Source organism: Rhizobium sp. TH2 (assembly GCF_024707525.1).
Lineage (GTDB): Bacteria > Pseudomonadota > Alphaproteobacteria > Rhizobiales > Rhizobiaceae > Rhizobium_E.
The window spans coordinates 139822-161488 of sequence record NZ_CP062233.1 but is presented as its reverse complement, the minus strand read 5'-3'; the positions used below and the strand labels follow the sequence as shown (position 1 = coordinate 161488).

Annotated in this window: 25 protein-coding genes and 2 pseudogenes; 18 read left to right on the top strand and 9 right to left on the bottom strand. The window is 56.0% G+C overall.

Annotated elements, in window-relative coordinates; genetic code table 11:
- The first annotated feature begins 2 nt into the window (after positions 1 to 2).
- The 3 genes from IHQ71_RS30925 (at position 3) to IHQ71_RS30915 (ending at position 948) form a co-directional block, all read left to right on the top strand.
- On the top strand, positions 3 to 209 hold the full coding sequence (locus IHQ71_RS30925) for a hypothetical protein (protein WP_258163297.1): 207 nt from the start codon (positions 3 to 5) through the stop codon (positions 207 to 209).
- Positions 210 to 211: 2 nt separating this feature from the next.
- A complete protein-coding gene (locus IHQ71_RS30920; RefSeq protein ID WP_258163295.1) occupies positions 212 to 514 on the top strand; it encodes a hypothetical protein in 303 nt (100 codons plus the stop codon).
- A 170-nt stretch (positions 515 to 684) separates the two neighbouring features.
- Entirely contained in the window at positions 685 to 948 is a 264-nt protein-coding gene (locus IHQ71_RS30915; protein ID WP_258163294.1) for a hypothetical protein, read from the top strand.
- Positions 949 to 1916: 968 nt separating this feature from the next.
- Here IHQ71_RS30915 and IHQ71_RS30910 read toward each other — a convergent pair.
- Complete coding sequence (locus IHQ71_RS30910; protein WP_258163498.1) at positions 1917 to 2132, bottom strand: hypothetical protein; 216 nt, start codon at positions 2130 to 2132, stop codon at positions 1917 to 1919.
- A gap of 272 nt (positions 2133 to 2404) precedes the next feature.
- Here IHQ71_RS30910 and IHQ71_RS30905 point away from each other — a divergent pair, with 272 nt between their 5' ends.
- From IHQ71_RS30905 to IHQ71_RS30895, 3 genes are all read left to right on the top strand, one after another.
- Positions 2405 to 2605 carry a hypothetical protein gene (locus IHQ71_RS30905; protein WP_258163292.1) on the top strand — a complete coding sequence of 67 codons (201 nt, stop codon included), beginning with the start codon at positions 2405 to 2407 and terminating at the stop codon, positions 2603 to 2605.
- Positions 2606 to 3336: 731 nt separating this feature from the next.
- Positions 3337 to 3660 carry a hypothetical protein gene (locus IHQ71_RS30900; RefSeq protein WP_258163291.1) on the top strand — a complete coding sequence of 108 codons (324 nt, stop codon included), beginning with the start codon at positions 3337 to 3339 and terminating at the stop codon, positions 3658 to 3660.
- Positions 3660 to 4043 carry a hypothetical protein gene (locus tag IHQ71_RS30895; protein ID WP_258163290.1) on the top strand — a complete coding sequence of 128 codons (384 nt, stop codon included), beginning with the start codon at positions 3660 to 3662 and terminating at the stop codon, positions 4041 to 4043. The genes IHQ71_RS30900 and IHQ71_RS30895 overlap by 1 nt, the downstream gene beginning before the upstream one ends.
- A gap of 230 nt (positions 4044 to 4273) precedes the next feature.
- On the opposite strand, the gene IHQ71_RS30890 is transcribed toward IHQ71_RS30895, so the two are convergent.
- Positions 4274 to 4900, bottom strand: a complete 627-nt coding sequence (locus tag IHQ71_RS30890) for an adenylate/guanylate cyclase domain-containing protein (protein ID WP_258163288.1) — start codon at positions 4898 to 4900, stop codon at positions 4274 to 4276.
- A gap of 159 nt (positions 4901 to 5059) precedes the next feature.
- On the bottom strand, positions 5060 to 5485 hold the full coding sequence (locus IHQ71_RS30885) for a hypothetical protein (protein ID WP_258163286.1): 426 nt from the start codon (positions 5483 to 5485) through the stop codon (positions 5060 to 5062).
- 474 nt (positions 5486 to 5959) lie between these two features.
- Between IHQ71_RS30885 and IHQ71_RS30880 the strand changes: the two genes are divergently transcribed.
- From IHQ71_RS30880 to IHQ71_RS30860, 5 genes are all read left to right on the top strand, one after another.
- Positions 5960 to 6379 (top strand): hypothetical protein, encoded by a 420-nt coding sequence (locus tag IHQ71_RS30880; protein ID WP_258163285.1) that lies wholly within the window; start codon positions 5960 to 5962, stop codon positions 6377 to 6379.
- A 4-nt stretch (positions 6380 to 6383) separates the two neighbouring features.
- Positions 6384 to 6731 carry a hypothetical protein gene (locus IHQ71_RS30875; protein ID WP_258163284.1) on the top strand — a complete coding sequence of 116 codons (348 nt, stop codon included), beginning with the start codon at positions 6384 to 6386 and terminating at the stop codon, positions 6729 to 6731.
- An 11-nt stretch (positions 6732 to 6742) separates the two neighbouring features.
- Complete coding sequence (locus IHQ71_RS30870) at positions 6743 to 7030, top strand: hypothetical protein (protein ID WP_258163283.1); 288 nt, start codon at positions 6743 to 6745, stop codon at positions 7028 to 7030.
- Between the two features lie 79 nt (positions 7031 to 7109).
- The gene (locus tag IHQ71_RS30865; RefSeq protein ID WP_258163282.1) at positions 7110 to 7544 is read left to right on the top strand and encodes a pyridoxamine 5'-phosphate oxidase family protein; all 435 of its coding nucleotides are present in this window, start codon (positions 7110 to 7112) and stop codon (positions 7542 to 7544) included.
- 100 nt (positions 7545 to 7644) lie between these two features.
- Positions 7645 to 7839: a hypothetical protein gene (locus IHQ71_RS30860; RefSeq protein ID WP_258163280.1), complete on the top strand. Its 195-nt coding sequence runs from the start codon at positions 7645 to 7647 to the stop codon at positions 7837 to 7839.
- A 167-nt stretch (positions 7840 to 8006) separates the two neighbouring features.
- Here IHQ71_RS30860 and IHQ71_RS30855 read toward each other — a convergent pair whose 3' ends face one another.
- The 3 genes and pseudogenes from IHQ71_RS30855 to IHQ71_RS30845 form a co-directional block, all read right to left on the bottom strand.
- Positions 8007 to 9992 carry an AI-2E family transporter gene (locus IHQ71_RS30855; protein ID WP_258163496.1) on the bottom strand — a complete coding sequence of 662 codons (1986 nt, stop codon included), beginning with the start codon at positions 9990 to 9992 and terminating at the stop codon, positions 8007 to 8009.
- Between the two features lie 366 nt (positions 9993 to 10358).
- Positions 10359 to 10986 (bottom strand): annotated as a pseudogene (locus tag IHQ71_RS30850) (MOSC domain-containing protein).
- Positions 10987 to 11017: 31 nt separating this feature from the next.
- Positions 11018 to 11359, bottom strand: a complete 342-nt coding sequence (locus IHQ71_RS30845; RefSeq protein WP_258163278.1) for a VOC family protein — start codon at positions 11357 to 11359, stop codon at positions 11018 to 11020.
- Positions 11360 to 11660: 301 nt separating this feature from the next.
- Between IHQ71_RS30845 and IHQ71_RS30840 the strand changes: the two genes are divergently transcribed.
- The 7 genes from IHQ71_RS30840 to IHQ71_RS30810 all read left to right on the top strand — a co-directional run bounded on the left by IHQ71_RS30840 (position 11661) and on the right by IHQ71_RS30810 (position 18227).
- On the top strand, positions 11661 to 12218 hold the full coding sequence (locus tag IHQ71_RS30840; RefSeq protein WP_258163277.1) for a nutrient deprivation-induced protein: 558 nt from the start codon (positions 11661 to 11663) through the stop codon (positions 12216 to 12218).
- Positions 12211 to 12627, top strand: a complete 417-nt coding sequence (locus IHQ71_RS30835) for a phage holin family protein (protein ID WP_258163276.1) — start codon at positions 12211 to 12213, stop codon at positions 12625 to 12627. The genes IHQ71_RS30840 and IHQ71_RS30835 overlap by 8 nt, the downstream gene beginning before the upstream one ends.
- Positions 12624 to 13637: a DUF3618 domain-containing protein gene (locus IHQ71_RS30830; protein WP_258163273.1), complete on the top strand. Its 1014-nt coding sequence runs from the start codon at positions 12624 to 12626 to the stop codon at positions 13635 to 13637. Before IHQ71_RS30835 ends, IHQ71_RS30830 begins: the two co-directional genes overlap by 4 nt.
- Before the next feature lie 454 nt (positions 13638 to 14091).
- On the top strand, positions 14092 to 14328 hold the full coding sequence (locus IHQ71_RS30825) for a PepSY domain-containing protein (RefSeq protein ID WP_258163272.1): 237 nt from the start codon (positions 14092 to 14094) through the stop codon (positions 14326 to 14328).
- A 24-nt stretch (positions 14329 to 14352) separates the two neighbouring features.
- Positions 14353 to 14949 carry a general stress protein gene (locus tag IHQ71_RS30820; protein WP_258163271.1) on the top strand — a complete coding sequence of 199 codons (597 nt, stop codon included), beginning with the start codon at positions 14353 to 14355 and terminating at the stop codon, positions 14947 to 14949.
- A 165-nt stretch (positions 14950 to 15114) separates the two neighbouring features.
- Complete coding sequence (locus IHQ71_RS30815) at positions 15115 to 16248, top strand: AI-2E family transporter (protein ID WP_258163269.1); 1134 nt, start codon at positions 15115 to 15117, stop codon at positions 16246 to 16248.
- Positions 16249 to 18020: 1772 nt separating this feature from the next.
- Positions 18021 to 18227 carry a hypothetical protein gene (locus IHQ71_RS30810; RefSeq protein ID WP_258163268.1) on the top strand — a complete coding sequence of 69 codons (207 nt, stop codon included), beginning with the start codon at positions 18021 to 18023 and terminating at the stop codon, positions 18225 to 18227.
- 89 nt (positions 18228 to 18316) lie between these two features.
- Here the strand turns inward: IHQ71_RS30810 and IHQ71_RS30805 are convergent, their stop codons facing one another.
- The 3 genes and pseudogenes from IHQ71_RS30805 to IHQ71_RS30795 all read right to left on the bottom strand — a co-directional run bounded on the left by IHQ71_RS30805 (position 18317) and on the right by IHQ71_RS30795 (position 21591).
- Positions 18317 to 19222: an NAD(P)/FAD-dependent oxidoreductase gene (locus IHQ71_RS30805; RefSeq protein WP_258163495.1), complete on the bottom strand. Its 906-nt coding sequence runs from the start codon at positions 19220 to 19222 to the stop codon at positions 18317 to 18319.
- 246 nt (positions 19223 to 19468) lie between these two features.
- Positions 19469 to 20446 (bottom strand): YihY/virulence factor BrkB family protein, encoded by a 978-nt coding sequence (locus IHQ71_RS30800; protein WP_258163267.1) that lies wholly within the window; start codon positions 20444 to 20446, stop codon positions 19469 to 19471.
- A 157-nt stretch (positions 20447 to 20603) separates the two neighbouring features.
- Positions 20604 to 21591 (bottom strand): annotated as a pseudogene (locus tag IHQ71_RS30795) (IS5 family transposase).
- Positions 21592 to 21667 lie beyond the last annotated feature (76 nt).

Genomic DNA, 21667 nt, shown 5'->3' with positions numbered 1-21667 from the left:
CCATGAAACTTGCCCGCCGCGCCCTCGATGACCCAGATAGGAAGACCGAACTTCAAGCCACCATGGATGACCGCGTCTCTGAATTGATGGCCGAAGCCAATGACGCCGGCTACAGCACGGTGGAAGCAATGAACGCCCTGCAAGCGGTCGTGAAGAACCAGTCAGCAATTGCTGCCGAAGAACCAGACCCCGCAGATGATCCGGATTGATCATGGCTGACGACTGGCAGAAAAAATACCGCTGGCGCCGAACCTGGCAGGATGAACAAGACATTGATGGAAAGCCATTCGAAGACTACTGCGCGTTTGATGGCGATATGAACGCAGGAAGAATCCGACTTGACCGAGAGAGCCTGAAAAAAGGTCAGTGGCGGTGGTCTGGCAGTTATCCTCCGCGATTTCGCGGCTCGCCTATCATGCCAAATGCCGGATATAGCCTATCGGCGGCTGAGGCTGCGAAGGCGGTTGAGGACTATTGGGATCGGATGAAAGCCCGCACGAGAACGCGCTCATAATCGCGCCATTTCTTTTGCCGTAGCCTTGGTCCGGCACGTTGAGGTCAGTGGGAAGTGAGGCCACCGTGCCTTGGTGTCACCTTGAATGGCGCTCATACTCGCTAGCTTGCAACACCACTGATCAGCGCGACCACGCCTGGCGCATAACGCACACACGAAAGGTAAAGCGCATGACCAATAACAACGAAAATGCGAGGACTTTTGACGAGGCCATCGCCGCAGGGCTGTTTCCCCACGGCGCGGACGCCCTCGAAACCAAAGTCGCTGAAATGATGGAAATCGCCGGCGATTCTAAGACACTTGAGCCGCACACAGCGTCGCAGGTCGGCGAAAATGACGCCCCCGACTTGATCAGCTTGGACCTGACCCAGGAGGAGCACGACCATATCTTGGAGCGCCGCGCCCGAACCCGGTTCGCATCGCTAGCCAGATAACTTTACTCCCACGAGTGCCGGATGCCGGCCGGTAGGCTATTGGGTTGGAATGCAATCTCCAAACCAGCGCGTGTTCAGGTACTCATTTGTGCCAGGCCGTAGATGTGGAGCATGGCGCAATCGCACCTAGCTCGATCGCGTTTCCATAGATTTTGGCCGCGCGCTCCTGCGCCTTCTTCTTATCCAAATCGATATCAGATGGCAACCGGTGTCACTCCCATTGGGCGCCGCTTGGAACAACCTTCCGGGATCCGCATTATGAGCCCGTCCAAACTTTGCCGGTCCCAGTGGCCGGTTCTTTTTTGCTTACCCGCTCCAGCCACCCTCACTGCACAGGGTCGCCGGAGGCGGATCCTGAGAGCGGAACCAGTCGATGGTTGCCGCGTTCAACTACGTCTCTCCTGAGGAGCCGACCGCCTGACACGCACAAACTCTGGCGGCCGGTTACCCTCGTTCACGACGGAGGTTTGAACGCATGAGCACCTATTCGATAGTCCGTATCGGTGCAGCAGTCATAACATTTGCAATGCTCTTTTTCCTGACTGGAGTCGCATTGCAAACGATTGGCGGCGCACAATCAAAGACCCTTGCGGAAAACACCGTCCCTTTATAAGCGCACCGCCATCCACAGCTCTAACTCCGCGCGGCCCTTTTGGTCAAAAGTGTCAGGTAGCATCGAATGCCATGGTGGATAATTGGGTGGACTGAAAAAATATCCCTTCAGTATTTTATATATTATTCAATAGACTAGCATTTGTATTCGGTGCATGAACAAGGCAACGAACGTAATCTTCCCATGAAAAACCCGACGCCTCAGGGGGAAGGCATCGGGTTATTTGACTGGAGTCATCCCACGGGGGGAAGGATGCTCTTGGCTGTGGTCAAAAGAGGCGGGGGACGATCCACAGCTGTGCATCTAGAATGGATCGGCTCCGGAAAGGTTCCGTAGACCATGCCGCTGTCAACTCTCAGAAGTGCGAAGTTGGCAAATCAAACGAGGTGAAGGAGATGAAGACCTGCTTGATGGCGATGGGCTTCTCTCCTTTCCAGTCGGGTCCGACAACGAAACAGGAGCCCCCTCGCTTCCGGTCGCCCGTGCGCAGGATCAGCCCTTCCCGATCGGGATAGGCCTCATACTGTCCATCATGTGATGAGGTTGTCGAATCGCTGAGCTTCTCGGCCAAATTTGATCGCCAGCAAGGTGCAGATGCGCGATATCAAAATGAAACAGGCGCGTCCCAAAACAAATGGCATGGCAGTCAGCATGTGGTCAAGGCTGGGAAAGTCGTTTGACGGTAAGGTTAAGGATTGGTTTCGGTTGCGACGCTCCTCACCTGTGGCATCGTGAAATCCCGGGCAGTTGGATCTGCGCAAACAGAGCCGGTGGACTACACTGCCCACGCATCCACGCACTGCCCGGGACGATCAATGCCGAGACCTAAGGAGGGACTTGCGCATGCCAAAGTTCATTAAAGCATCAAGATCAACAACTGCGAGCGAGGCGCGGGACATTGCGCGGCAGGCCGTTCTGGCGATGGTGCAATCAGGTTGGCGCGAGACCGACGCCGCGCTGTCGCTTGCTGACGCAATGGATGACTACTGCCTGCACTTGGTGAGGTCCCGCGACCACAGGCATATGGCTGCGAACTCCAACTGAGCTACCGGATGCCGCGTTTTCGCTCGCTCTGCATGTTCTCGAACCTTCCGGAGGCCTAGAGGAGGAACCACCGTGGCGCCAGGCTAAAAGCATGTGTCTTTGCGTTGCTCACGATCGGGTTTTTTGTGATTGCAGCTACATCCGGCTGACGTCAGGCAGCAAGTTACTTTCGTGACAAGCTTCGAACACGAAGTATGCGAATCTATGTACAAGTTGGCGGTTTCAGATCGCCGCCACACACGATGAAAACCGAAGATAAATGCGCGTAGGAAGGACGACGCGATGCTGCCGATCGCTCCCCCATTGCTCCCCCGGAGACACCCAAATCGCGCTGTCACGTGCCAGGCGGCCTTGCGGGGCAACTTCGTTATGATGAAGACTGGCGGCGGCGCGCACCTGATCGCGGCAGCGGTCGCTGAGGGCTGGCCCCAAGCTGAGGTCCGTGCGGCGATGGCAACGCTGGTCGCTGAGGCCGCCAAGTAGAACTGGCATATTTTGTCGCGTTGTATCTTAGCGATTGCGCATACGACCAAATCACTTCAGAGTACAAGCGATCAGTCGGCGGTCTACCCCTAAGCTGATAGCGGCTCGCCGGCCTGATATCTGAACCAAAGCTCGCCTGCGCGCGTTCTATACTTAAGCGCGCAGGCCTTTGCCTAAGATTACCCCGGTCTTCTCACGCAGCCCTGCTTTGAGGCGCGCGACTGCTGGCGTTCCCTTCGAGCCCATCCATGCATGTCAGGTTCACTTGGTTCGACGTATTTAGCGTGGAAATCGCAGTTCAGTATGTCGTCCCGCTGCAAGACATGATGGAGCCAGACATGCATGCCACTCCCCTAGCGACGAGCATCGATCCGGTGCAATTCCAATCGATCAAGCACGTATATGGCACCCTCATCTCAGCGGATTGGTTTTACGACACCGAGGAGACGCGACAGGATCTTGCTGACCTCATCATGCGCCAGTATCGCATGGGTCATGTTGGCGCAGACGAACTTTTGAGCGCCTGCGAGGCCGGGGCACGCGAGCGCTACTCGAAGCGGGCTGCGGATTGATGGTCGTGGTCGACGAGGAAATCGAACGCGACTGGCTTGCCGGCATGACAGAGCAGCGCGAAATCGCGAATATCAAAATGAATGTCGTCACGACTATGCTGACCGATCAGGACGCGAGCCTTGACACGGTTTCCAAGCTGTATCGCGATGTGGAGGAGAAAGCCAGGCAGTTCGACGCGACTTTCTTGGCGATGTCCGACGCACTCGGCCTTGAGCACCCATTGATTGATGAGGCGCTTGCCATCGAGGAGATGTGGTCGATTATGTCGGTCAGCGTGGCTAGTCGTCTGGGGGTGATGCGGGCGGTTTCGCCGATCGAACTAGCGAATGAAGAGAATGACGCCGAACAGCCCGGCCACGCTGCAAATCATTGGATCACCTAACGCGCGCGCCCGTGGGCGCTTTGAAAACCTATAAATCGTCACATCAATGGGTTTTTGGCCGATCTAACAGCTTTGGCATAATCTCTTCGTCGAGGTCTCGTTTTCGCTCAAGCAATTCCTCATCTGTCATTTCGCCGACCGGGTTGACGGTCAAGTTCACGTCACGCGGCAACATGGATGCGATGACCTTGAGGTACTGCTAGAAAAAATGCGGCGGGCCGGGGTTCCGTTCATGCGCCTGTGTCGAGCTTCTTGGGGCCGGTCACGAGGTAGGCTTTGAATACGGCTTTGTTCTTGGCTGTGATGGAGCGCGCGGGTTCAAACTCGAAGCTGGACTTGACACGCCAATGCGTCATCTCCGCGACCAGGACCCTGTTGGGGTCGCAATTTGCCTCCATCAGTTTGGCGTTGTTGACCGTCTGGCCCCACACGTCGAACAAGGGCCGCGTGCGCCCGATGACTCCTGAAACGACCTGACCCGTGCTGATGCCAACGCGAACGGCAAGCGGGTGCCCGATCTGATCCGACCAAGAGTTGACGATGTCGATGATCGAGAGTCCAACGACAACAAGGGCTCCCAGCCCGTTCTGGCCGGGAAAAACACCCGTCGCGGCCATGTAACAATCGCCAATCGTCTTGATCTTTTCGATGCCGTTCTGCTCGCATGCCTGGTCAATGTCGCTGAAAATGCCGTTGAGCACTTCGACCAGATGCATCGGCGACAAATGCGCGGCTAGGTCCGTGGAGCCGACAAGATCGGCAAACAAGACAGAGCATTCGCCATGGCTTTCAGCATCAATGCTTTGACCACGGATCATCTTGTCCGCGATCACAGCCGGAACCAGTTCATATAGCATCAGTTCCGTCTTCTCCCGTTCATGAAGCAGCTTGACATAGTTGCGGATGGAAGATCGCGAGTAGGTGTACAGCAGGAAAGTTATGAACGCGGCGGCCGCGAGAAAATTGCTATAGTAGGCGGTCCGTCGCGCCTCATAAGGCAGATCGAGCAGTGCGCCCTAACGGTGCACGAGGACGTCGCCAGCAATGATACAGGACAGCTGTAGAGCATAGGCGGGCACTATCAGCCGCAGCTCGCTGCGGGCAAACATGACCATCGGCATCGCCATCAGCACGGCTACGAATGCTTGAAGTCCGGCGTACGGACCGACAAAGAAAAGAGTCGTCGCGTAATGAGCGCCACCGACGATGCACATGAGCAGTCTGGCCCAGGCGGCGACCTTCGTCGTCGCAATAATTGCACAGACAAGATAGCACAGTGCAAAGAACATACTGACTATCGCGAAATCTGGGGATTGAAAGGTGAAATATCCGATGGGCGTGAAGACGGCCCCTACTATCGCCGCAAGGTAGTACCCGACCCTGGCAAAGCGCAGCGCAAGTCTCAGCTCGATCGGTTGCTCATGTGTGTGACCCTGTGCCATGAAAGCGCCCTTGCCCGAAGCATAGTGAACCGAAACTCACGAGAGTTCAATTAGAAGAACTTTGTCGTGTCGATCCGTATTGGCACAGCCTGCGACCCGCGAGTTGCAGGTGACCTTACCCCGATTTCATTTGTTTTCCGCGTTGGCGGCAGGGCCAAGTGATCGTGGCCAATGGATTTGGCGGAGGTCGTGTTCTGGCCTGTATTCCTTACTCTGGCAATTTTGCGCTACATCAGAGGCGGTCGATGACGCCTCGCCGAAGAGCGGGGCAAGGAGGCAGCATGTGCAGTCGCTTCACGCTTCGCCTGTCCTGGGCAGAGCTCGTCTACGTTCTACCACGGATCTGCAACGCAATGTGGAATTCAGTTGCCTCGTTCGCGAATTGAGTGCAGCGTGGATTCGTTGGCAGCATTTAAAGCGGGCGCTGCTTTTGTAGGACACCAGAAACCCTAGCCCCAACCGAAGGAGGACGTCATGTCTTCCGAATTTCGCCAATATTTCACAAATGATGACCTTGGCATGCTGGAACGCGTTCCCATCATGCAGGCATTTATAATATCGCGAACGATGGGGATGCTGAGAAACTTCCAGGCCGGAATCATCGAAGAGCACCGACTCTATGCCGCGCTCGTAGATGATCTGACCCCGATGGAATTGCCCACGAAATCCCCGGTGGAAGTGCCGATGAGAATGCTGGCGGCAGGCGATCTGATGATGCTCGGCACACGGCCCGGCTATCGTTTCGGGGGTCAAGTGAGCAAGAACCAGGCCTCGCCCCACGACCGTCTTTTCCGCCATGGCTCCGGCACGTCGCCCATTGGGCGAATGATGGTCGAAGGCTACGCAGGCCAAGTTTCCGAAGCGCACAATATAGCCCCAGCGGCCGGTGGCTAATCCGATGGCAAACCGATCGGTGGAATCCTTTCTAACCTTCAGGCGCCCTTTTTCAGTCGGTAAGGAAATATCCAGCCAACCGGCCGGAGCCTACAAGCTCGTGATAGAGGAGGAATTAATCGAGGGCCTGTCCTTCTTGGCCTATCGTCGGCTTTCGACAGTGCTCGAAATCCCTGCCATGGGCATTGGAACAGCCGTCAGGCAATTCATCGATGTTGCGCCCACGGATCTGGACGTGGCCCTCGAAAAGGACGCGGCTCTCGTTTCCGACGAGGAAACAATCCACGAGCTTTACAGCCGTGATTCGATGATGGCGCGCGCGCGTGACTTCCAAAACTCTGTGCCAGACTGAAAGGAAAACCAATGTCCGTATCCAATCACCGCCATTTCCTCACATCGGCTAATCTAACGATGCTTGATACCATATTGATTAAGGCAGGTTTCCGTGGGACGGAGGCCGAAGTCGATCCGGAATCCACCGGAGACGCGGCGCGCTTTCTTATCAGCTTGTTTCAGTCGGGCGTCACTACAGAACCCGAGCTGACTGCCGCGCTCAATGCGCGGGGCGCTAGTGTCGGCCCCGGCGACAGCACGCCCGTTCAGGTTAAGGTTGAAGCGCTTGATCGGTGGCGCGAAGAAGGCGGTTCCTAAGTATCGGCTGTAGAGGGATCGAGCTGAAGCCAAGGGCTTGGGCTTTCCCAGACACCGTTGTTGCCATTGAGGAGCATCCATGAACATCAAAGATATGTCGGACAGCGCTTGCGTTGCGTTCATTGAAAGCCAACGCATAGGCCGGCTTGGCTGCTGCAAGGATGGTCGGCCCTACGTTGTTCCAATCACCTTCGTGTGTTCAAATAGACTTATATATTCCTTTTCCATGCCGGGGCAGAAACTCGAATTCATGCGGTCAAATCCAGTTGTTTGTCTTGAAGTAGAGAACATCGAGAGGCGCGACAAATGGCAGTGTGCGGTCGTGCAGGGCCTATTTCATGAATTTACTGGCGACGATGAGAAACAGCAGGCTTGGAAAATCCTTCAACGGCACAATGACTGGTGGGAGGTAGGGGGGCAGGTCGTTCATCATGGCGACAAAGATGGCGACCGAACGCCGACCTATTACTCGATATCTATGGATGTCGTGACCGGCCGCCAGGCGCTTGCTTGAGAGGTGATTAATACACCCCTGTCGATCAGCAGCCCAGATGGTATCGATTACGGGTGCGTACTAATGTATCTGGGGGTCGCCCCATCAACCGGAGGCGAACATGCTTGACGACGATTTCCAGAACGAAGTTTCCGATGAAATCGTCGAGTTCGACGTCGCGCAGGTGGGCGCCATCTGCTACCGCCGAGACAGGCGTGGCTCGTTGAAGGCCTTCTTGTCGGAAGCCACCGGACTGCCCGATGGAGCGTCCCGAAAGGGCACTCAAGCGTTGGTGCGTCTTGACGGACGCATTTGAGGACGCCGGTCTCACGGGCGTCGTCGGCAGAGCCATATTCGGACGCTCTTCCTATCAGAAGGATATACCGCGAGCCGAAGCTGAAGAGTGATGTCACGCCATGCCGGACGAAGCAGCCATGGCCGCATAAAAACGAAATGGCCTCCGGCAAACCCGGAGCGGTTCAGTCAAACCACAACGTCGTTCGGTTTTGGTGCCCCACTGCGACGTTGACGACGTTTCACTACCCGCCTCGTGATCGGCTTTACCACAACAGCTTCGACTACGATCAGCGCATCGCGAACTGCTTCCGTGATGTTAGAGGCGATAAAGTCGGCATCGATTTCGTCCGCCGATATCGGAGCAGCGCGCTGACTGTCCAATGAAGGCATTACGATCCCAACACGAAGCGTGGGCTTTAATCTCTTCAGACGACGGACGCTCTGCCGGGCATGAGCTTTGGAGCCTGCATTGAGGAACACCAGTAGAACGGTGTCGATCTCAGAGAGACTTGAAGCGTTTAGGTTTTTGCCACTCAACGCCGAATGGTCAGCCTGCGAAACCGACGCGCCCTGGACCGCCAAAATCTGAGAGATCATCGAGGCGGCTGCGTCATCGATCGCACCTCGGCCGCCAACGCAAAGTACGGTTTTCCCTTCGCCATCCGGCAGGTTGGTTTCAAGGTCAAGTTGACTTTGTATGGCGGCTTCGACGTCCTCGTCCTCCGACTCCTCCTCTATCGCGATGTCTGCAAGGTTGCCTATTAAAACTTGACTGGTGGATGCGAACACGGCGATCTGAGCCTCCGTCATTACCCCCCGCTGGCGGTCCAGCTCGCCAAGCAGCAGAGCCGGGAGGCCGACTTTCTCATAGTAATTGATAAGATATTCATCTTCGAGAAAATCCTCGGCATTGTCCGTCGCCTCGTTCGGATCGCCCGCGAGCAACCTTTGATAAAGCTTCTCCTGAGGCTGCAACACGGGCTCGTTCCCAAAAAGCACGTCGAGGAAACTGAACTGCGGAACGTATCGTCCAAGGACCATGAGGCACACGGTTAGCGGCGTCGATAGCATAAGCCCTACTGGCCCCCAGAGCCACGACCAGAAGATTGCGGATACGATAATGGCAAACGGGGAAAGTCCAGTGTGGCTTCCGTAAAGCCAGGGTTCAACGACGTTGTTACTGATCAGCTCAGTAACAATGAAAAGAGAGGCGACCCAGGCCACCAATGACCAGCCCGGTGCGATTGCAAGTGCTAGAAACAACGGCAAGATCATGCCGATAACAGGCCCAATATAGGGGACGAAGCGGAGAACGAGGGTGAGCAGGCCCCAAAGAATTGCGTTCGGAATGCCGAGCATCCACAGGCCGATTGAAATGGGCAGGGCATACAGAGTATTCACCATCAACTGCATCAACAGGTATTTGCCCAGCCGTGTCCCGGCGTCCTGAAGTGCTGTGGTCGTCCGGTGGAGATCTCCCAATCCAACCAGGCGGATGAATCTGTCCCGCAACTCTTCACGCTCCAGCAACATGAAAATCACGAGGACGATAACAAGACCGGCCGTTGCAAAAGGTCTGATCAGCGGCAAAATGAAATTGCCCAGCGTTTGGACCGGATTGGCGCGCGTGATGATCTCCACGGGCACAGGATCAGGTCCGCTCTGGTTCTGCTTGCTTTCCTCGGCCGTGTCCTGCATTTCCGAGCCGATCCGCTCAACGACTTTGCTGAGATGTTCGAGCACGCCGTTGCCTGATCCAGCTTTGCTGAGCGCGTTGACCTTGGCGACAATATTGCGCTGATAGGTTGGAATGTTTTCAGCGAGATTTGCGACCTGTCCCGCAGCGATGAACCCAAATGCTACAATCACAAGGAAAGCGCCGGTAACAGCTAATAGGACCGCCGCGATCCGGGGTACATAACGTTTGCGCAGGAACGACACGATTGGCGCAAGTGTGAAGGTTAGAAGCAGTGCCAGCGCCAGGGGCACGAACACTTCCTGACCAACGTAGAGTACGACCGCAACTCCGACGAGAGTGAGGATAGTTCGACCAGAGAGCGTCTTCCCCGCTAGAGAACCCGACCCGTTAGGGACCCCTGCCGCCGCGTTACCCAAGTTATTAGTCCCGCTCAAAGCCCGCTCCAAATTCAGAGTCTCACCATCATTTACCATGGCGCCCAAGAGTAAACGCATTAAGGCGGAAAATTACCAAACCGCCGATAGAAAATCGCTCGACGCCGATCGTTATTGCGCAAGATGATCATCGCTGACGTTAACACCGAGTGCAGTGGCTAATATTTTTACTCCAGCTTCCTAAAGCATCGTTTTGGAACACTTTCATCGAAAACCCCGCGTTTTCACCGCTTCTTGCACGTCTGACCACGACTTCTCGCCTAGGTCTGTTGCTCGCGGCGATGTTGGTCCAGCGGCGATCCTGGATGCGGCGCAGTCCAGCGCCCCACAATTCACCTGTCCGCCGACATCTTGAACGCACACGTCCCACTGAGCGCCATACGGAGACGTGCTTGCTCGTGGCTTTCAGAATTTAACTTTTCCAGTGGTTAGTGATGCCCGCAGCTTTTCATGAATTGGAGTAGCCAAGTAGTCGGCTAACCTCTCGCCAGCGATCGTCCTGCCGTAATCCCTCATCATGTCGGGCATGGTGATCCGTTTTCCGGTGTAAGGTTTCAGCGTGGCGCTCATTCCGGCTTTGACCTCTCCCGCCTTGATCACTCTGCAGAAAAAGCCGGGTCGCTCCGCCTTTCGGTAACGCTTCACGAATTGCGGATCGTTCATTTTGGCTGCGAAGGTTGCACAGGGCATTCTTGGTGCCGTCACCTCGAGAACGACTTCTCCAATCACTAGTCTGTCCCCAACCGCCACGATTTTGTTGTCGAGGTCATTGATGACGAGATTTTCCCCAAACTCTCCGTACGCTATCGACATGCCCAGGTCGGCGCGCCACTGATCAAGGCTTCGGCTACCTTCCACGTAGACCGCCTGATCAGGGTCGCCGTGATATCTTCGATCACAGATCGCGTCACCTGCTAAACCACCCTTGGTCAACGGACAGCGAGCCAATAACCGCATGCTTGTTGATGCCGGTCCTCTGACGTTTTCCAGGAAGAATCTCGGGACGCCCAATGCAGACTGCCAGAATGATCATTGAGCACCCCTTTTGCTGAGCGATGAACGAGTTACGCTTTTGGTTGGGCTAGAACCACCAGATTGCCATCTGGATCTTGAAGGCGAACGATGCTCGTATAGTCCGCCTCTTCTATTTTGCCTGTGATAATGCCTTCCTCGCCCAGCCGGGCTATTTCTACAACGAGATCATCGACGATAAGCGTTATGGTGCCTCGACCCGCGTTGTCAGGGTTTTGGTGAAGCTGAAAGCCTGCCGAACTTGCATGGTGCCATTCGGCCAGTCCCGCCATGGGGCGCGCATCGGGTGAACGGCCAAAAAGCTTGCCGAACCAAGCCGCGCTGGCGGCGAGATCCGAGCAGCTCAGATTAGCGTAGATTTTAGTCAGCGACATATGAGTCCCCGTGCCAAGCGTGTTGCGTTGTTTATCATCTGTTTTTGATGGCGAGGTCGAACCAATATCGCAGCGCAAGGTTCCAATCACGCACGTGAGTAACCCATGATCGAGCTATCGGACCTCGCAGGACGACTGATCGGAAAGCACGAGCTAGCAACGCCTCCCGAGTGCACCAACGGCGCCCAGTTTCCGAGCCGTTTTAAGGCGTTTGGAACTAAGCGCTTGTTTTAGAATTCTCTGTCCATCCATGATCCGCGTTAGACGGGTCATGCGAACCACATCCTTTTGGGAGGTTTTCATGGCAGACACATTCGGAAATTCATACAGCCCCGTCGCACCGCCTAGCGGCGAGAACACAGAGTTCGAGCGTTCAATTGCCCGTAACGCCGTCGCTGCGAAAGACGCCACCTCGACGCTTCGAGACAAGATCGAGGAAGATGTTAGCAGCGTAAAGCGGACGGTGGAAGACGTAGCCCACAAGGCGACCGAAAAGGCAACTGACGTCGCCGAACAGCAAAAGAGCCGCGCTGCTGAACAGATCGAGAAAATAGCCGGCGCACTCGAACGCGTTGGCAAGGAGATGCAGTCAGAAGATGCGGGAGCCATAGGCGACTATACGGCCCAACTCGGCGCCTCCGCTCGCCAATTCGCCGAAAAGGTCAAGGATAAGAATTTGAGTCAAATCGCGGGGGTTGCCGAGGATTTCGGTCGCCGCCAGCCCTTTGCGTTTTTGGGGATTGCCGCCGTCGCCGGACTGGCTGCCAGCCGGTTTCTGATGGCGTCGAACGATCGAACGACATCTTCCATGCAGACCGCTTCACAATCAAATCAGCAGAGGGAGACCTACAATGACTAATGGAGATTCACGTCCCCTAGGGGAACTGATATCGGGGTTGGTCTCGGACATTTCCGGCCTGTTCCGCAAGGAAATAGAGCTGGCGAAGACCGAGGCGTCGTCGAAGCTCTCAAACGCCCTTTCCGGTTTGGAGATGTTTGCAATCGGGCTCGTCCTCGCGATCGGCGCGGTAGGCATTATGCTGGCGGCGATCGTCAACGGGCTTGGCGCCATTCTGGTCGCGATGGGGTTCAGGGAAGCCAATGCGGACGCCATCGCATCACTCGTCGTTGCTTTGGTGGTCGGCTTGGCCGCGTGGGTAGCGATTTCTCGTGGCATCGCGATCGTCCGCAACACCAGCCCCACACTGCCGCGGACCGCCAATTCGCTGCGTCGTGACGCGGAAGTCGTCAAGGAGAAAATGTCATGATCCATGTTGATGAGAAGAGCTCGCAGATTGAGCGGGAAATAGAGCAGGACCGCCGTCGCATCGAGGACAAGCTCGGCGCCATTCAGGACAAGCTATCGCCAGGACAGTTGATCGACGAGGCGCTCGCCTATGCCAAAGGCCATGGCGGCACGGAGTTCGCATCTAACCTGAAAAGCTCCGCAGTGAGCAATCCGCTTCCGGTCGCACTGATTGGGATAGGGCTTGCCTGGCTGATGGCCAAGCCATCAGTCCAACAAAGCACCAACGAAGCTGCGTCGGTCAAGGAACTCGATTATCCGCTCGCGCCGATCGTCGGCGAACTGCGTCGCTCACGATCAGCCGTCCTGGACGGTGACAAGCGTTACAGTCACTTCCAAGACAGCTCGGGGAAGTCTTTCCGGGCACTTGCCGATGAGACCGGCCGTCGGGCGGGCCACTTCATGGACGATGCCGGAAACACCTTCCGCGGTTTCGTGGATGCGAGTGGTCAGCAGATCGACCGCATCGTGGACGAAGCCGGGAGCGCGCTTGATGAGGCATCGGGTTGGGCGCAACGTACATGGACGGCTATTACCGACACTGTGGCGGAAGTTGGCTCAACCGTTTCCGACGGCCGTCGATCTGTGTCGCAAGCTGCCTCGTCATCGTTTGGAGCCGCGCAGCATCAATCAGCCCGTTTCAACGATATGATCCAGACTACATTTCGTGATCAGCCGCTGGTGGGTGGGGCTTTGGCCTTCGCCTTCGGCGCTGCGATTGGCGCGGCTCTGCCACGCACGGATCAGGAAGATGCGTTGATGGGCGACACAGCGACGAAGGTAAAGGATGCCGTTAAAGTCGAGGCTGATAAGGCGATGGAAAAGGGTGGTGATATTGCCGCGCAAGCCTTGGACGCCGCCGCCGATGTTGTTTCCGATGTACGGGATGTTGCTCGGGAGCGTGTGGATGAAGGGTTCGACAAGATCGCCGATGCCGTCACATCTAGCGAAACAGCAGCGACCCACCCCTGACTAATGACCCCGTCAAAGATATTGAACAAGGCGCTTTAGAGCGCCTTTTTCAATAGGCTGGTTGGTAGGTTCGTAGAGGAGGGAATCTGTTTTTGCATCCAACAGCTTTGCGGACGCTGTCGCTTTGAGTACACCGTTCCTCCTCTGGTCACCACGGATAGCCGGTTTAGCCGTCGATTCTTTCGAATTTCAATGCTGATTTGGAACAAAAGCCGACCGATTTCATTAATGCCCGCACGCCGCTAGTAGTCTGGAGGCGCGCTAATCTAAGCATTGAAAGTTGGGAGAGCCTTATGAATCGTATTATCTGGATTGTCGGCGCAGTTGTGGTCGTTATCGCAATTCTTTCGTTCCTCGGCCTTCGATAAAACGACGGTGCAAACGGTCTGCGGTCCGTCCCTGCTGACATTGTTTAAATCTCGGCAACAACAGCACAAATTGCGAGCATTTTGGCATGCAGGGAGATGCGCCTGCGGTGACCACGCCTGACACCAAAAACGCCACGGCTCCCGTGGAAGGCGCCAACAGCTTTACTGAGGCGCAGGCCAAGGAACGGATCGCAGAGGCGGGCTACACTGACGTCGGTTCGCTCAAACTCGATGACCAGGGCGTGTGGCGCGGCACGGCGACGAAAGACGGCAAGTCCGGTCCGGTGGGACTGGATTATCAAGGTAATGTTGTCGCCCAATAAGCTTGTAACCCAAGGAGCATTTCCATGAGAACAGTTACCGGACTCTTTGACAATTACCGTGATGCCGAGTCTGCCGTCTCGAGGCTTGAGAGCGCCGGCATCGTCGCTGACGACATTTCGATCGTCTCCAACAATGGCGACGGGCGCTATACCGACGAATCCAACGCCGCTGAAGGGGCGGGCACGGGCGCCGGCATCGGAGCCCTCGTCGGCGGCACCGGTGGACTGCTTACCGGCCTCGGGCTGATGGCCATCCCAGGCGTCGGACCCGTGGTCGCGGCTGGCTGGTTGGCTGCAACGGCCGTCGGTGCTGTGGCGGGCGCCGCAGTTGGCGGTGCGACTGGTGGCATTGTTGGCGCCTTGACAGAGGAAGGCGTGTCCGAATCTGAGGCGCATGTTTACGCCGAAGGTGTTCGGCGTGGCGGTACATTGGTAACCGCGCGTGTTGACGACTCCCGCTACGCTGAAGTCGATGGCATTCTCAAAGGCGAAAGCTGGGTCGATCCAGTTGCACGCCGCCGCAGCTACGAGCAGGAAGGCTGGACTGGCTTCGATCCGACGCGGGACCCTTACAACGCCGACGAGATCACCAAGGAGCGCGGGCGCTACCCCCGCGTCTGAAACTTTTAAATCGGATTGCGGCGGCCCGCTAGGTCGCCGCATTTTTATGAGAAGCCCGCAAGTATGACATTCCTGTCTCACGGCGGTCAGTCGCTGTGAAGACGGGATATTTTCGGGATCCGCCTGATTTGCACTTTTGATCGCAAATGACTACCCGAGGTGGCAATGCCGAACGATGAATCGCGTAAACCATCGGACCTGCCCTTCCAGGTAAGTCGCAAATCTCATCCCTATATCGTCGGCATCTTCCTGATGCTTGCGGTCTATGGCCTTTACATCGGGCGAGACTTTCTTACGCCGGTATTCCTTGCATTCATCCTTGCGACGACGCTAACCCCGGTCGTACGATACATGGGCAAATGGGGGATGCGGCCAGCTGTGGCCGCGACAATTCTCATCATTTTTTCTGCTGGCTCGTTCGGAGCGTTGAGCTACGCGACCAGTGGGCCGATTTCTCAGATGATTTCTGACGCCCCTGAGATAGGAGCCAAGCTTCGCGATCGCATGGAAACGGTGCGCCGGATGTTTGACAAGGCCATCCAGGCAACAGCCCAGATCGACGCCGTCTCGGAAAATGTATCGGGAGAGAGCACTCAAAAGGTCGTGGTCGCTCAGCCTGGCATATTATCGCGGGCCGCCGGAAATCTTTTGTCGGTGGGAACAACGCTGGCGGTAACCTTTGTGCTTTCGCTGTTCCTGCTCGCCTCTGGCACGATGTTTTACCAGAAAATACTCCAGCTGTTTCCCAATCTGAGCGACAAGAAGCGGGCGCTCAAAATCATCTACGACATTCAGACAGAAATCTCCCGCTACCTTTTCACGATTACCATTATCAACATAATCGTTGGTATTGTCGTCGGCGTGGGGGTATGGGCACTCGGAATACCCAATCCACTTGTTTGGGCAGTCGCTTCGGCGGTGCTGAACTTCCTACCCTACATCGGGGCGCTGATTGCCATCGTTCTCGTCGGCAGCATCTCGATTGCGACGTTTGACAACACCGCCTACGGCTTGATCGCCCCAGCCTTTATTTTATTCGTCCATATTCTCGAAGGTCAATTCCTCACGCCAATGCTTTTGGGGAGGCGGCTGGAGCTAAACGCTGTGTTCGTCTTCATCTCCATTTCTTTCTGGTCATGGCTGTGGGGCTTTATTGGCGCCTTGATGGCGGTGCCCATCCTCGTCATTCTCAAAGTGGCGTGCGACAATTTCGAGGCGCTGCGTCCGATCGGGATTTTTCTGACGGCGGATCGCCCACCGGAAGAACCCCCAAGCGAAAATGATGATGGTGGCAGGTAGGACTTGGACGCAATACGGCTCAATAAAGGACGTATTGGCTCGCCTGAAGGAGGCCCCGCTTTTCCAATCGTTTGAAGGACGAAGATTCTTGCACTTGGCCTTGCGGCAGCTTTTTCGTTCGGCACCTTTGCGGTCGCCGACGATGTAACCATCATCAAGCGCGATACCGATGTGGATACGACTGGAAGCATCGTTGTGAAGGAACGCGACCCGGATGTCGTCGTCAAGAAGAAGATCATTATCAAGGAACAGCGCAACGATCCGGATGTCGTGATCAAAGGCACTGTAAACGTCGATTAAAGTCCATTGCCAACAACTAGGGTCAGTCGGCCGTCAATAACTGGCGGCCGACTTTTATGTACATCGTCCGCCGCCGTCGTGATTTACTTCAGGATATCGTACTCTCTACCCGCGGTTCGTCGTAGGGGCCAACCGAGAAGCTTCATATTATGATGGCGCAGCGTCTTGGCTTGGTTAGCCTGTTCTCTTCATTTGCCTTTTTTGCGAATGCCTGGTTAGTTTCATCCCGCGCTAGTCCGGAGCGCCTTCAGGCGTCACATCGCAGTCAGCCTTTTTTCATAAAAACTCCTAGTGATCGAACGGGTATGCCACGCAGGCTAATGCGAAGTGTCTGGCTATCCGCGCAAGGCTACCGTGAAAACCTTGCTGGCACAACGTCGGTGCGGACTGGGCTTTGATACCGATGACATAGGGCGCGACCATCAATTCGTCGCAATGATCGACGGCCGGGCGTTGTCGATCCACTGAGGAGTCCGAAAGCTCAAGCTCTATTTTTTGTATCACTGAATGAAAAGGGCGGCGGCTCGACCATCAAATGCCTGTTGTTGACGAGGGCAAAGCCATAGTCGGTGTGGTCCTTGCCGCTCTTGATTGCGACAAAGTCAAGCAGTGCGCGTTACCGACGACGATCTTTTCCGTAACGACGTAATAATCCGCCGGCTGCTCGGTCACGGGTTGTATCGGGTATTGGAAACGACGACGACTAAGCGAGGACAGGGAAGGCGAGGGTTACGGCGAGATGAACCGGTCGGGATATATGATCGGAAAACTCGGAGATTCAACGTAATCTACCAAGTGTTCTCGTAAGCTTTAAAGTCGATTCAAGCGTCCAAGTTTCGCAATTTTACGAAACGGCTAGATCGTTAGGAACATTTGGCTTGCCCGAGGATTCGACTCTCACATCATTGGAGAAACAAAATGCCGGACGCGACGCCCCGAAATCCGCTCAGACCGCTTGCTCTCGCCGTAAGTTCGGTGATCATTGTCGCGAGCTCACTTCTAGTGTCAGCCGCCACTTTCGGTAGCTCCGCGGTTTCCGGTTACGGAGTTGACACTGCACAAATCGCACCGACGCAAATGGCTAGCCGATAGAAATGGACCACCAGGCAACGCGAAGCAAAGGTATGCGCAGTTGGATCGGACAGACCAAAAGCCGGTCTCTCGAGTTGAATTCCGTATTGCTGATTTCGCCAGAGGATAACTCTGAGACCGAGTCCATCCCCTCGACGAATGACCAGCTTTGCATACATGTGAGCGGCGAGAAGTTTCCAGCTTCGATTGTGAACGCGAGCGCTGAGCTACTGGGCATCAGTATGATGAAGGGTCCCACGCTCCTTCTTGAGCCCGTCCCCATTGATCATCCCGCACACGGCGAACGTACGTCGACCGGTGTTCGAACATCTGTTTGGAAGGTCAAGATTGTGCGTTAGCGGCCGTGCTTTCAACGGAGATCTACATCAGGAGCAAAGCGCATGCAAAGCAACCTCGTCATGATCTGGCTACTCGTTACAGTGGTGATATTTGTCCATTTCGCAAAACCGTTCGATCGCGATAACCCTCGGCAAGTAATTTGGCTATTGGTCTTCGCTGCTATTTGGCCGCCGCTGGTCGCTTGTGTCGCCGCCGCAGCAATCTTCACCTTGATCTTTCTGCCGGCTCCCAGGCAAAGCGAAAAGTGAGAATGGGATGGCTACTTTGATCGTCGATCGCAGCAACTCAATCAAAGACACCGCCGTTCGCGCCAGCAGCTTGACCATCAGAGGCGCGATTAACGCTGCAGGACTTTCTCTGACGAGAGATCATTCCGAATGGCGGTCGCGGCAACCGCCGCTTGACCCATGGCATGGGATATTTGGTCCAGTCCGAGAACCAGGTCGCCTGCAGCGTAGAGGTTGGGTACAGTTGTGCGCTGATGCTTGTCGACCCAAAGGCACCCGCCTTCCGACCGCTCGGCTCCCAATGAGACGGCGAGGTCGGATTGAATGTCCGAACCAAGCGCCGGGTAAACCGAAGCAAACCGGCGGGTCAGGTCGGAGAATTTGACCTCCAGCGCGCCCTCCGCAATCGAAAAGCCGAGCGGCGGCTCATCGAGCACCGTAATGCCGAGGTCCGAGAGTTCGGCCAGTTCTTCTTCGCACATGTCCAGCGAACCGTGATCGGGAAACACCGCAATCGACGCCGTATAGCTGCGAAGGAATTTCGCCTCAGCGTATGCACGGCTTCCCGAACCCGTCACGGCGATGTCTTTATCGGTGATTTCGTACCCGTCGCAGACGGGACAATAGCGCAGCAGTCCGCGCATTAACGCCGCGTCGTGAAGATCATCCGGCATCTGCGGCCGATGGTTGATCACTCCGGTCGCTAGGAGGACCTTCTTCGCGTCCAGCAGGCTCCCTTCGACCTTGAGGCGGAAAATGCCGTCTTCCAGATCAATGCTTTCGACCTGCCCGTGAATGAGTTCCGCGGGGTATAATGCCAGCTGTCGGCGAATTCGCTCCAGAAGGTCACGCCCACTTATCCCGTCCGGGAATCCGGCGTGATTGTGTGACAGCGGGATCAGAGCTGCACGACTTTTTCCACCATCGATTAGAGTCGATGAGAGATGGTAGCGTGCAAGGTACAGCGCTGCAGTCAACCCGGCTGGGCCCCCGCCAACAATAACACAATCGCGCATGAACTTTCCTTCCGAATTGGACAGGATACAACAGTGATAGCGTTCGAACGTTCCCGGACTGATCACCGAGCCGAAAGACCGCCGATGAGTTTCTAAGGGCAGGCATCCGGCGGGCATTGTGATTTCGGGGGCGTTCCGTGAAGCGGCAATGAGTATCGCCGGGGTAACCGCGTCCGCCCCTGCATTCCTATTGGAAGATGGTCGAGTATTACGACACCTTCACCCAGCGAAAATCCATGAAGGTTGTTAACCTGCCTCTTCACCCAATGTGTCGGCCATCACTGCACCTCGTTCGCCCATAGGACGGGGCGGGCCCGTTGTTGAATCGCATTTTGTTTGATGTTCGAGCTCGGCATTCAGTTCCGCGCCGACGATAAGGATTACGATTGACAACCAGATCCAGATCATAAAGGCAACAAGAGCGCCCAGCGTTCCGTAGGTAGCATTATAGTTGGCAAAGTTGAGTAAATAGACTGAAAACGCTACCGTAGTAACTGCCCATGTAAGCGTGCTGAACGCCGCTCCCCATGTAATCCAGCGTAGCTTGGCGTTCTCCCTGCTCGGTCCGTATCGATAAATTACCATGGTCGCGCATCCGCTCAGAAGCAGCACGAACGGCCATCGCGCGACCCGTGCCAGCAGTTCCGCCCATTGGTCGAGGTAAAGCGCCTTCAATATCAGCGGGATGACCCCGATGATCGCGAGCAAAAGTACGAGCACGATTATAGCGCCTAATGTGAACCCGAATGCCATGAGATTGAGGCGAACCAGACTGCGTTTTTCGACTTCTGCGTACGCGATGTTCATGGCATCAAATAGTGCTTTCACACCGCTGGTGGCACTCCAAAAGGCGAGCAGCAGACTCAACCCGAAGGCAAAACTCAGCTCTGACCGGCCTTTGCTCGAAAGCGCTTGCAACTGCGGCAAAAGAAGGTCGAACGCCCCTGGCGGCAGAAAAGAGCTGACGAACCCCATTTGCTCGCCAATATCGGAGGGATCGGACATGAAGCCGTAGATTGAAACGAGAACGCCCATTCCTGGAAACAGCGCCAGAACAATAAAGTAAGTCGCGCCGGCGGCGATCAAGGTTACGCGGTCGGCGACCACCTCGCTATAAACCCGGACAATCACATCCCACAGACCAAGAGCGGGTATCTCGGAAGGCCGTTCGGCTAGTCGCCCGTGAGGGTCTTCCTCCGGTTTGGTGTTTGCCTTTTCAAGCATGACGTCATCCGAGTTCTTATGCCGGAACAATGCAAGAAGGCGGCTGCCGTTCCGCATGCTTGTCCGACTTTCCGGCCATAGCGAAAGTTTTTTGAATCGCGTCCGGCGTTGGTGCATCGGTCGATAACTGAACGGATTTCCGTCTTTGATGCTGTGTCTATGCGGGAGCTGTCACGCACCGGACGGACTTCGGGCGCGCGCATGCCAGCATTCGATTGAGGATGGCGCAGCCGATGGCGACTTCCGTCTGTTGCGCGGCGAATGAGCGTGCCCTCAGTCGGTGCCCGATAATCGACTTATAGCGACCGAACGCGGTCTCGACCAGAGATCGCTTGCCGTAGTCGGTAGCGGCCTGCCATTTCATCCGTCCATCGGCGTTGATCGCAGCGATATGACGGTCTCGTTGGCAGGAGAGATCGGTGTCTGGCCGTCCCACCGCATTGGCGCGTGGCGGAATGACCACCGCAGCGCCGGCGCTATGCTTGGTCACGGCGTCATAAGTTGGGTTGCCGTCGTAAGCCCCATCGGCCGTGAACTGGCCGATGGGGTCGTCGATCTGGTCGAGCAACATCTCCACCTGCGAGGCGTCGCCGTCATCCTGGTCGGTCATGACGTGAGCGATGATCTCGCCGCTGTCGGCATCCAGCGCCAGGTGCAGTTTCCGCCATCGCCGACGGGAGTTGGCACCATGCTTCTCTTCCAGCCATTGGCCGGCGCCGTAGACCTCCAGCCCGGTGCTGTCGACGAGAACATGGAAAGGCCCTTTTCCTGGGAGTCGATGACCTTGCCGCTTGTTCGGCGATCGCCATTTGTTCGCCCGACGGCTCAGCGTCGTATGGTCGGGAACGGCGAGATCCAGTCCCATCAGCCGCAGCACTGATGTCAGAAAGCCCTCCGCCTGGCGCAGCCGCAAGCCGAATACGAGGCCCAGGGTCAGGGCGGTCTCTATCGCCAGATTGGAATAACGCGGCTGGCCTCCTCTTGTCTTGCGTCGTGGTGCTGCCCAACCGTCCACAGCCTCCGACGTCACCCAAATGGTCAGACTGCCACGTTGGCGCAGACCCGCATCATACTCGGCCCAGTTCGTCACCTTAATTCATCTTGCTGATGTGATGACGGCGAGCGGCGTTATGTTTGTGTGGCATGGATGATCAATCAAGCTGTTTTCAATCGAAGCTACATAGGCGGGAACTGTTGAAATTTGGTCCGTGCACCAGCGCC

What these genes read in the sequence shown, in the direction of transcription:
- IHQ71_RS30895 (WP_258163290.1), top strand. Translation starts at nt 3,660, where the DNA reads ATGGTCGTGGTCGACGAGGAAATCGAACGCGACTGGCTTGCCGGCATG.
- IHQ71_RS30925 (WP_258163297.1), top strand. Translation starts at nt 3, where the DNA reads ATGAAACTTGCCCGCCGCGCCCTCGATGACCCAGATAGGAAGACCGAA.
- IHQ71_RS30900 (WP_258163291.1), top strand. Translation starts at nt 3,337, where the DNA reads ATGCATGTCAGGTTCACTTGGTTCGACGTATTTAGCGTGGAAATCGCA.
- IHQ71_RS30865 (WP_258163282.1), top strand. Translation starts at nt 7,110, where the DNA reads ATGAACATCAAAGATATGTCGGACAGCGCTTGCGTTGCGTTCATTGAA.
- IHQ71_RS30920 (WP_258163295.1), top strand. Translation starts at nt 212, where the DNA reads ATGGCTGACGACTGGCAGAAAAAATACCGCTGGCGCCGAACCTGGCAG.
- IHQ71_RS30880 (WP_258163285.1), top strand. Translation starts at nt 5,960, where the DNA reads ATGTCTTCCGAATTTCGCCAATATTTCACAAATGATGACCTTGGCATG.
- IHQ71_RS30875 (WP_258163284.1), top strand. Translation starts at nt 6,384, where the DNA reads ATGGCAAACCGATCGGTGGAATCCTTTCTAACCTTCAGGCGCCCTTTT.
- IHQ71_RS30860 (WP_258163280.1), top strand. Translation starts at nt 7,645, where the DNA reads ATGCTTGACGACGATTTCCAGAACGAAGTTTCCGATGAAATCGTCGAG.
- IHQ71_RS30890 (WP_258163288.1), bottom strand. Translation starts at nt 4,900, where the DNA reads ATGCTATATGAACTGGTTCCGGCTGTGATCGCGGACAAGATGATCCGT.
- IHQ71_RS30885 (WP_258163286.1), bottom strand. Translation starts at nt 5,485, where the DNA reads ATGGCACAGGGTCACACACATGAGCAACCGATCGAGCTGAGACTTGCG.
- IHQ71_RS30810 (WP_258163268.1), top strand. Translation starts at nt 18,021, where the DNA reads ATGCAAAGCAACCTCGTCATGATCTGGCTACTCGTTACAGTGGTGATA.
- IHQ71_RS30840 (WP_258163277.1), top strand. Translation starts at nt 11,661, where the DNA reads ATGGCAGACACATTCGGAAATTCATACAGCCCCGTCGCACCGCCTAGC.
- IHQ71_RS30825 (WP_258163272.1), top strand. Translation starts at nt 14,092, where the DNA reads ATGCAGGGAGATGCGCCTGCGGTGACCACGCCTGACACCAAAAACGCC.
- IHQ71_RS30905 (WP_258163292.1), top strand. Translation starts at nt 2,405, where the DNA reads ATGCCAAAGTTCATTAAAGCATCAAGATCAACAACTGCGAGCGAGGCG.
- IHQ71_RS30915 (WP_258163294.1), top strand. Translation starts at nt 685, where the DNA reads ATGACCAATAACAACGAAAATGCGAGGACTTTTGACGAGGCCATCGCC.
- IHQ71_RS30820 (WP_258163271.1), top strand. Translation starts at nt 14,353, where the DNA reads ATGAGAACAGTTACCGGACTCTTTGACAATTACCGTGATGCCGAGTCT.
- IHQ71_RS30830 (WP_258163273.1), top strand. Translation starts at nt 12,624, where the DNA reads ATGATCCATGTTGATGAGAAGAGCTCGCAGATTGAGCGGGAAATAGAG.
- IHQ71_RS30835 (WP_258163276.1), top strand. Translation starts at nt 12,211, where the DNA reads ATGACTAATGGAGATTCACGTCCCCTAGGGGAACTGATATCGGGGTTG.
- IHQ71_RS30870 (WP_258163283.1), top strand. Translation starts at nt 6,743, where the DNA reads ATGTCCGTATCCAATCACCGCCATTTCCTCACATCGGCTAATCTAACG.
- IHQ71_RS30805 (WP_258163495.1), bottom strand. Translation starts at nt 19,222, where the DNA reads ATGCGCGATTGTGTTATTGTTGGCGGGGGCCCAGCCGGGTTGACTGCA.
- IHQ71_RS30800 (WP_258163267.1), bottom strand. Translation starts at nt 20,446, where the DNA reads ATGCTTGAAAAGGCAAACACCAAACCGGAGGAAGACCCTCACGGGCGA.
- IHQ71_RS30815 (WP_258163269.1), top strand. Translation starts at nt 15,115, where the DNA reads ATGCCGAACGATGAATCGCGTAAACCATCGGACCTGCCCTTCCAGGTA.
- IHQ71_RS30845 (WP_258163278.1), bottom strand. Translation starts at nt 11,359, where the DNA reads ATGTCGCTGACTAAAATCTACGCTAATCTGAGCTGCTCGGATCTCGCC.
- IHQ71_RS30855 (WP_258163496.1), bottom strand. Translation starts at nt 9,992, where the DNA reads ATGGTAAATGATGGTGAGACTCTGAATTTGGAGCGGGCTTTGAGCGGG.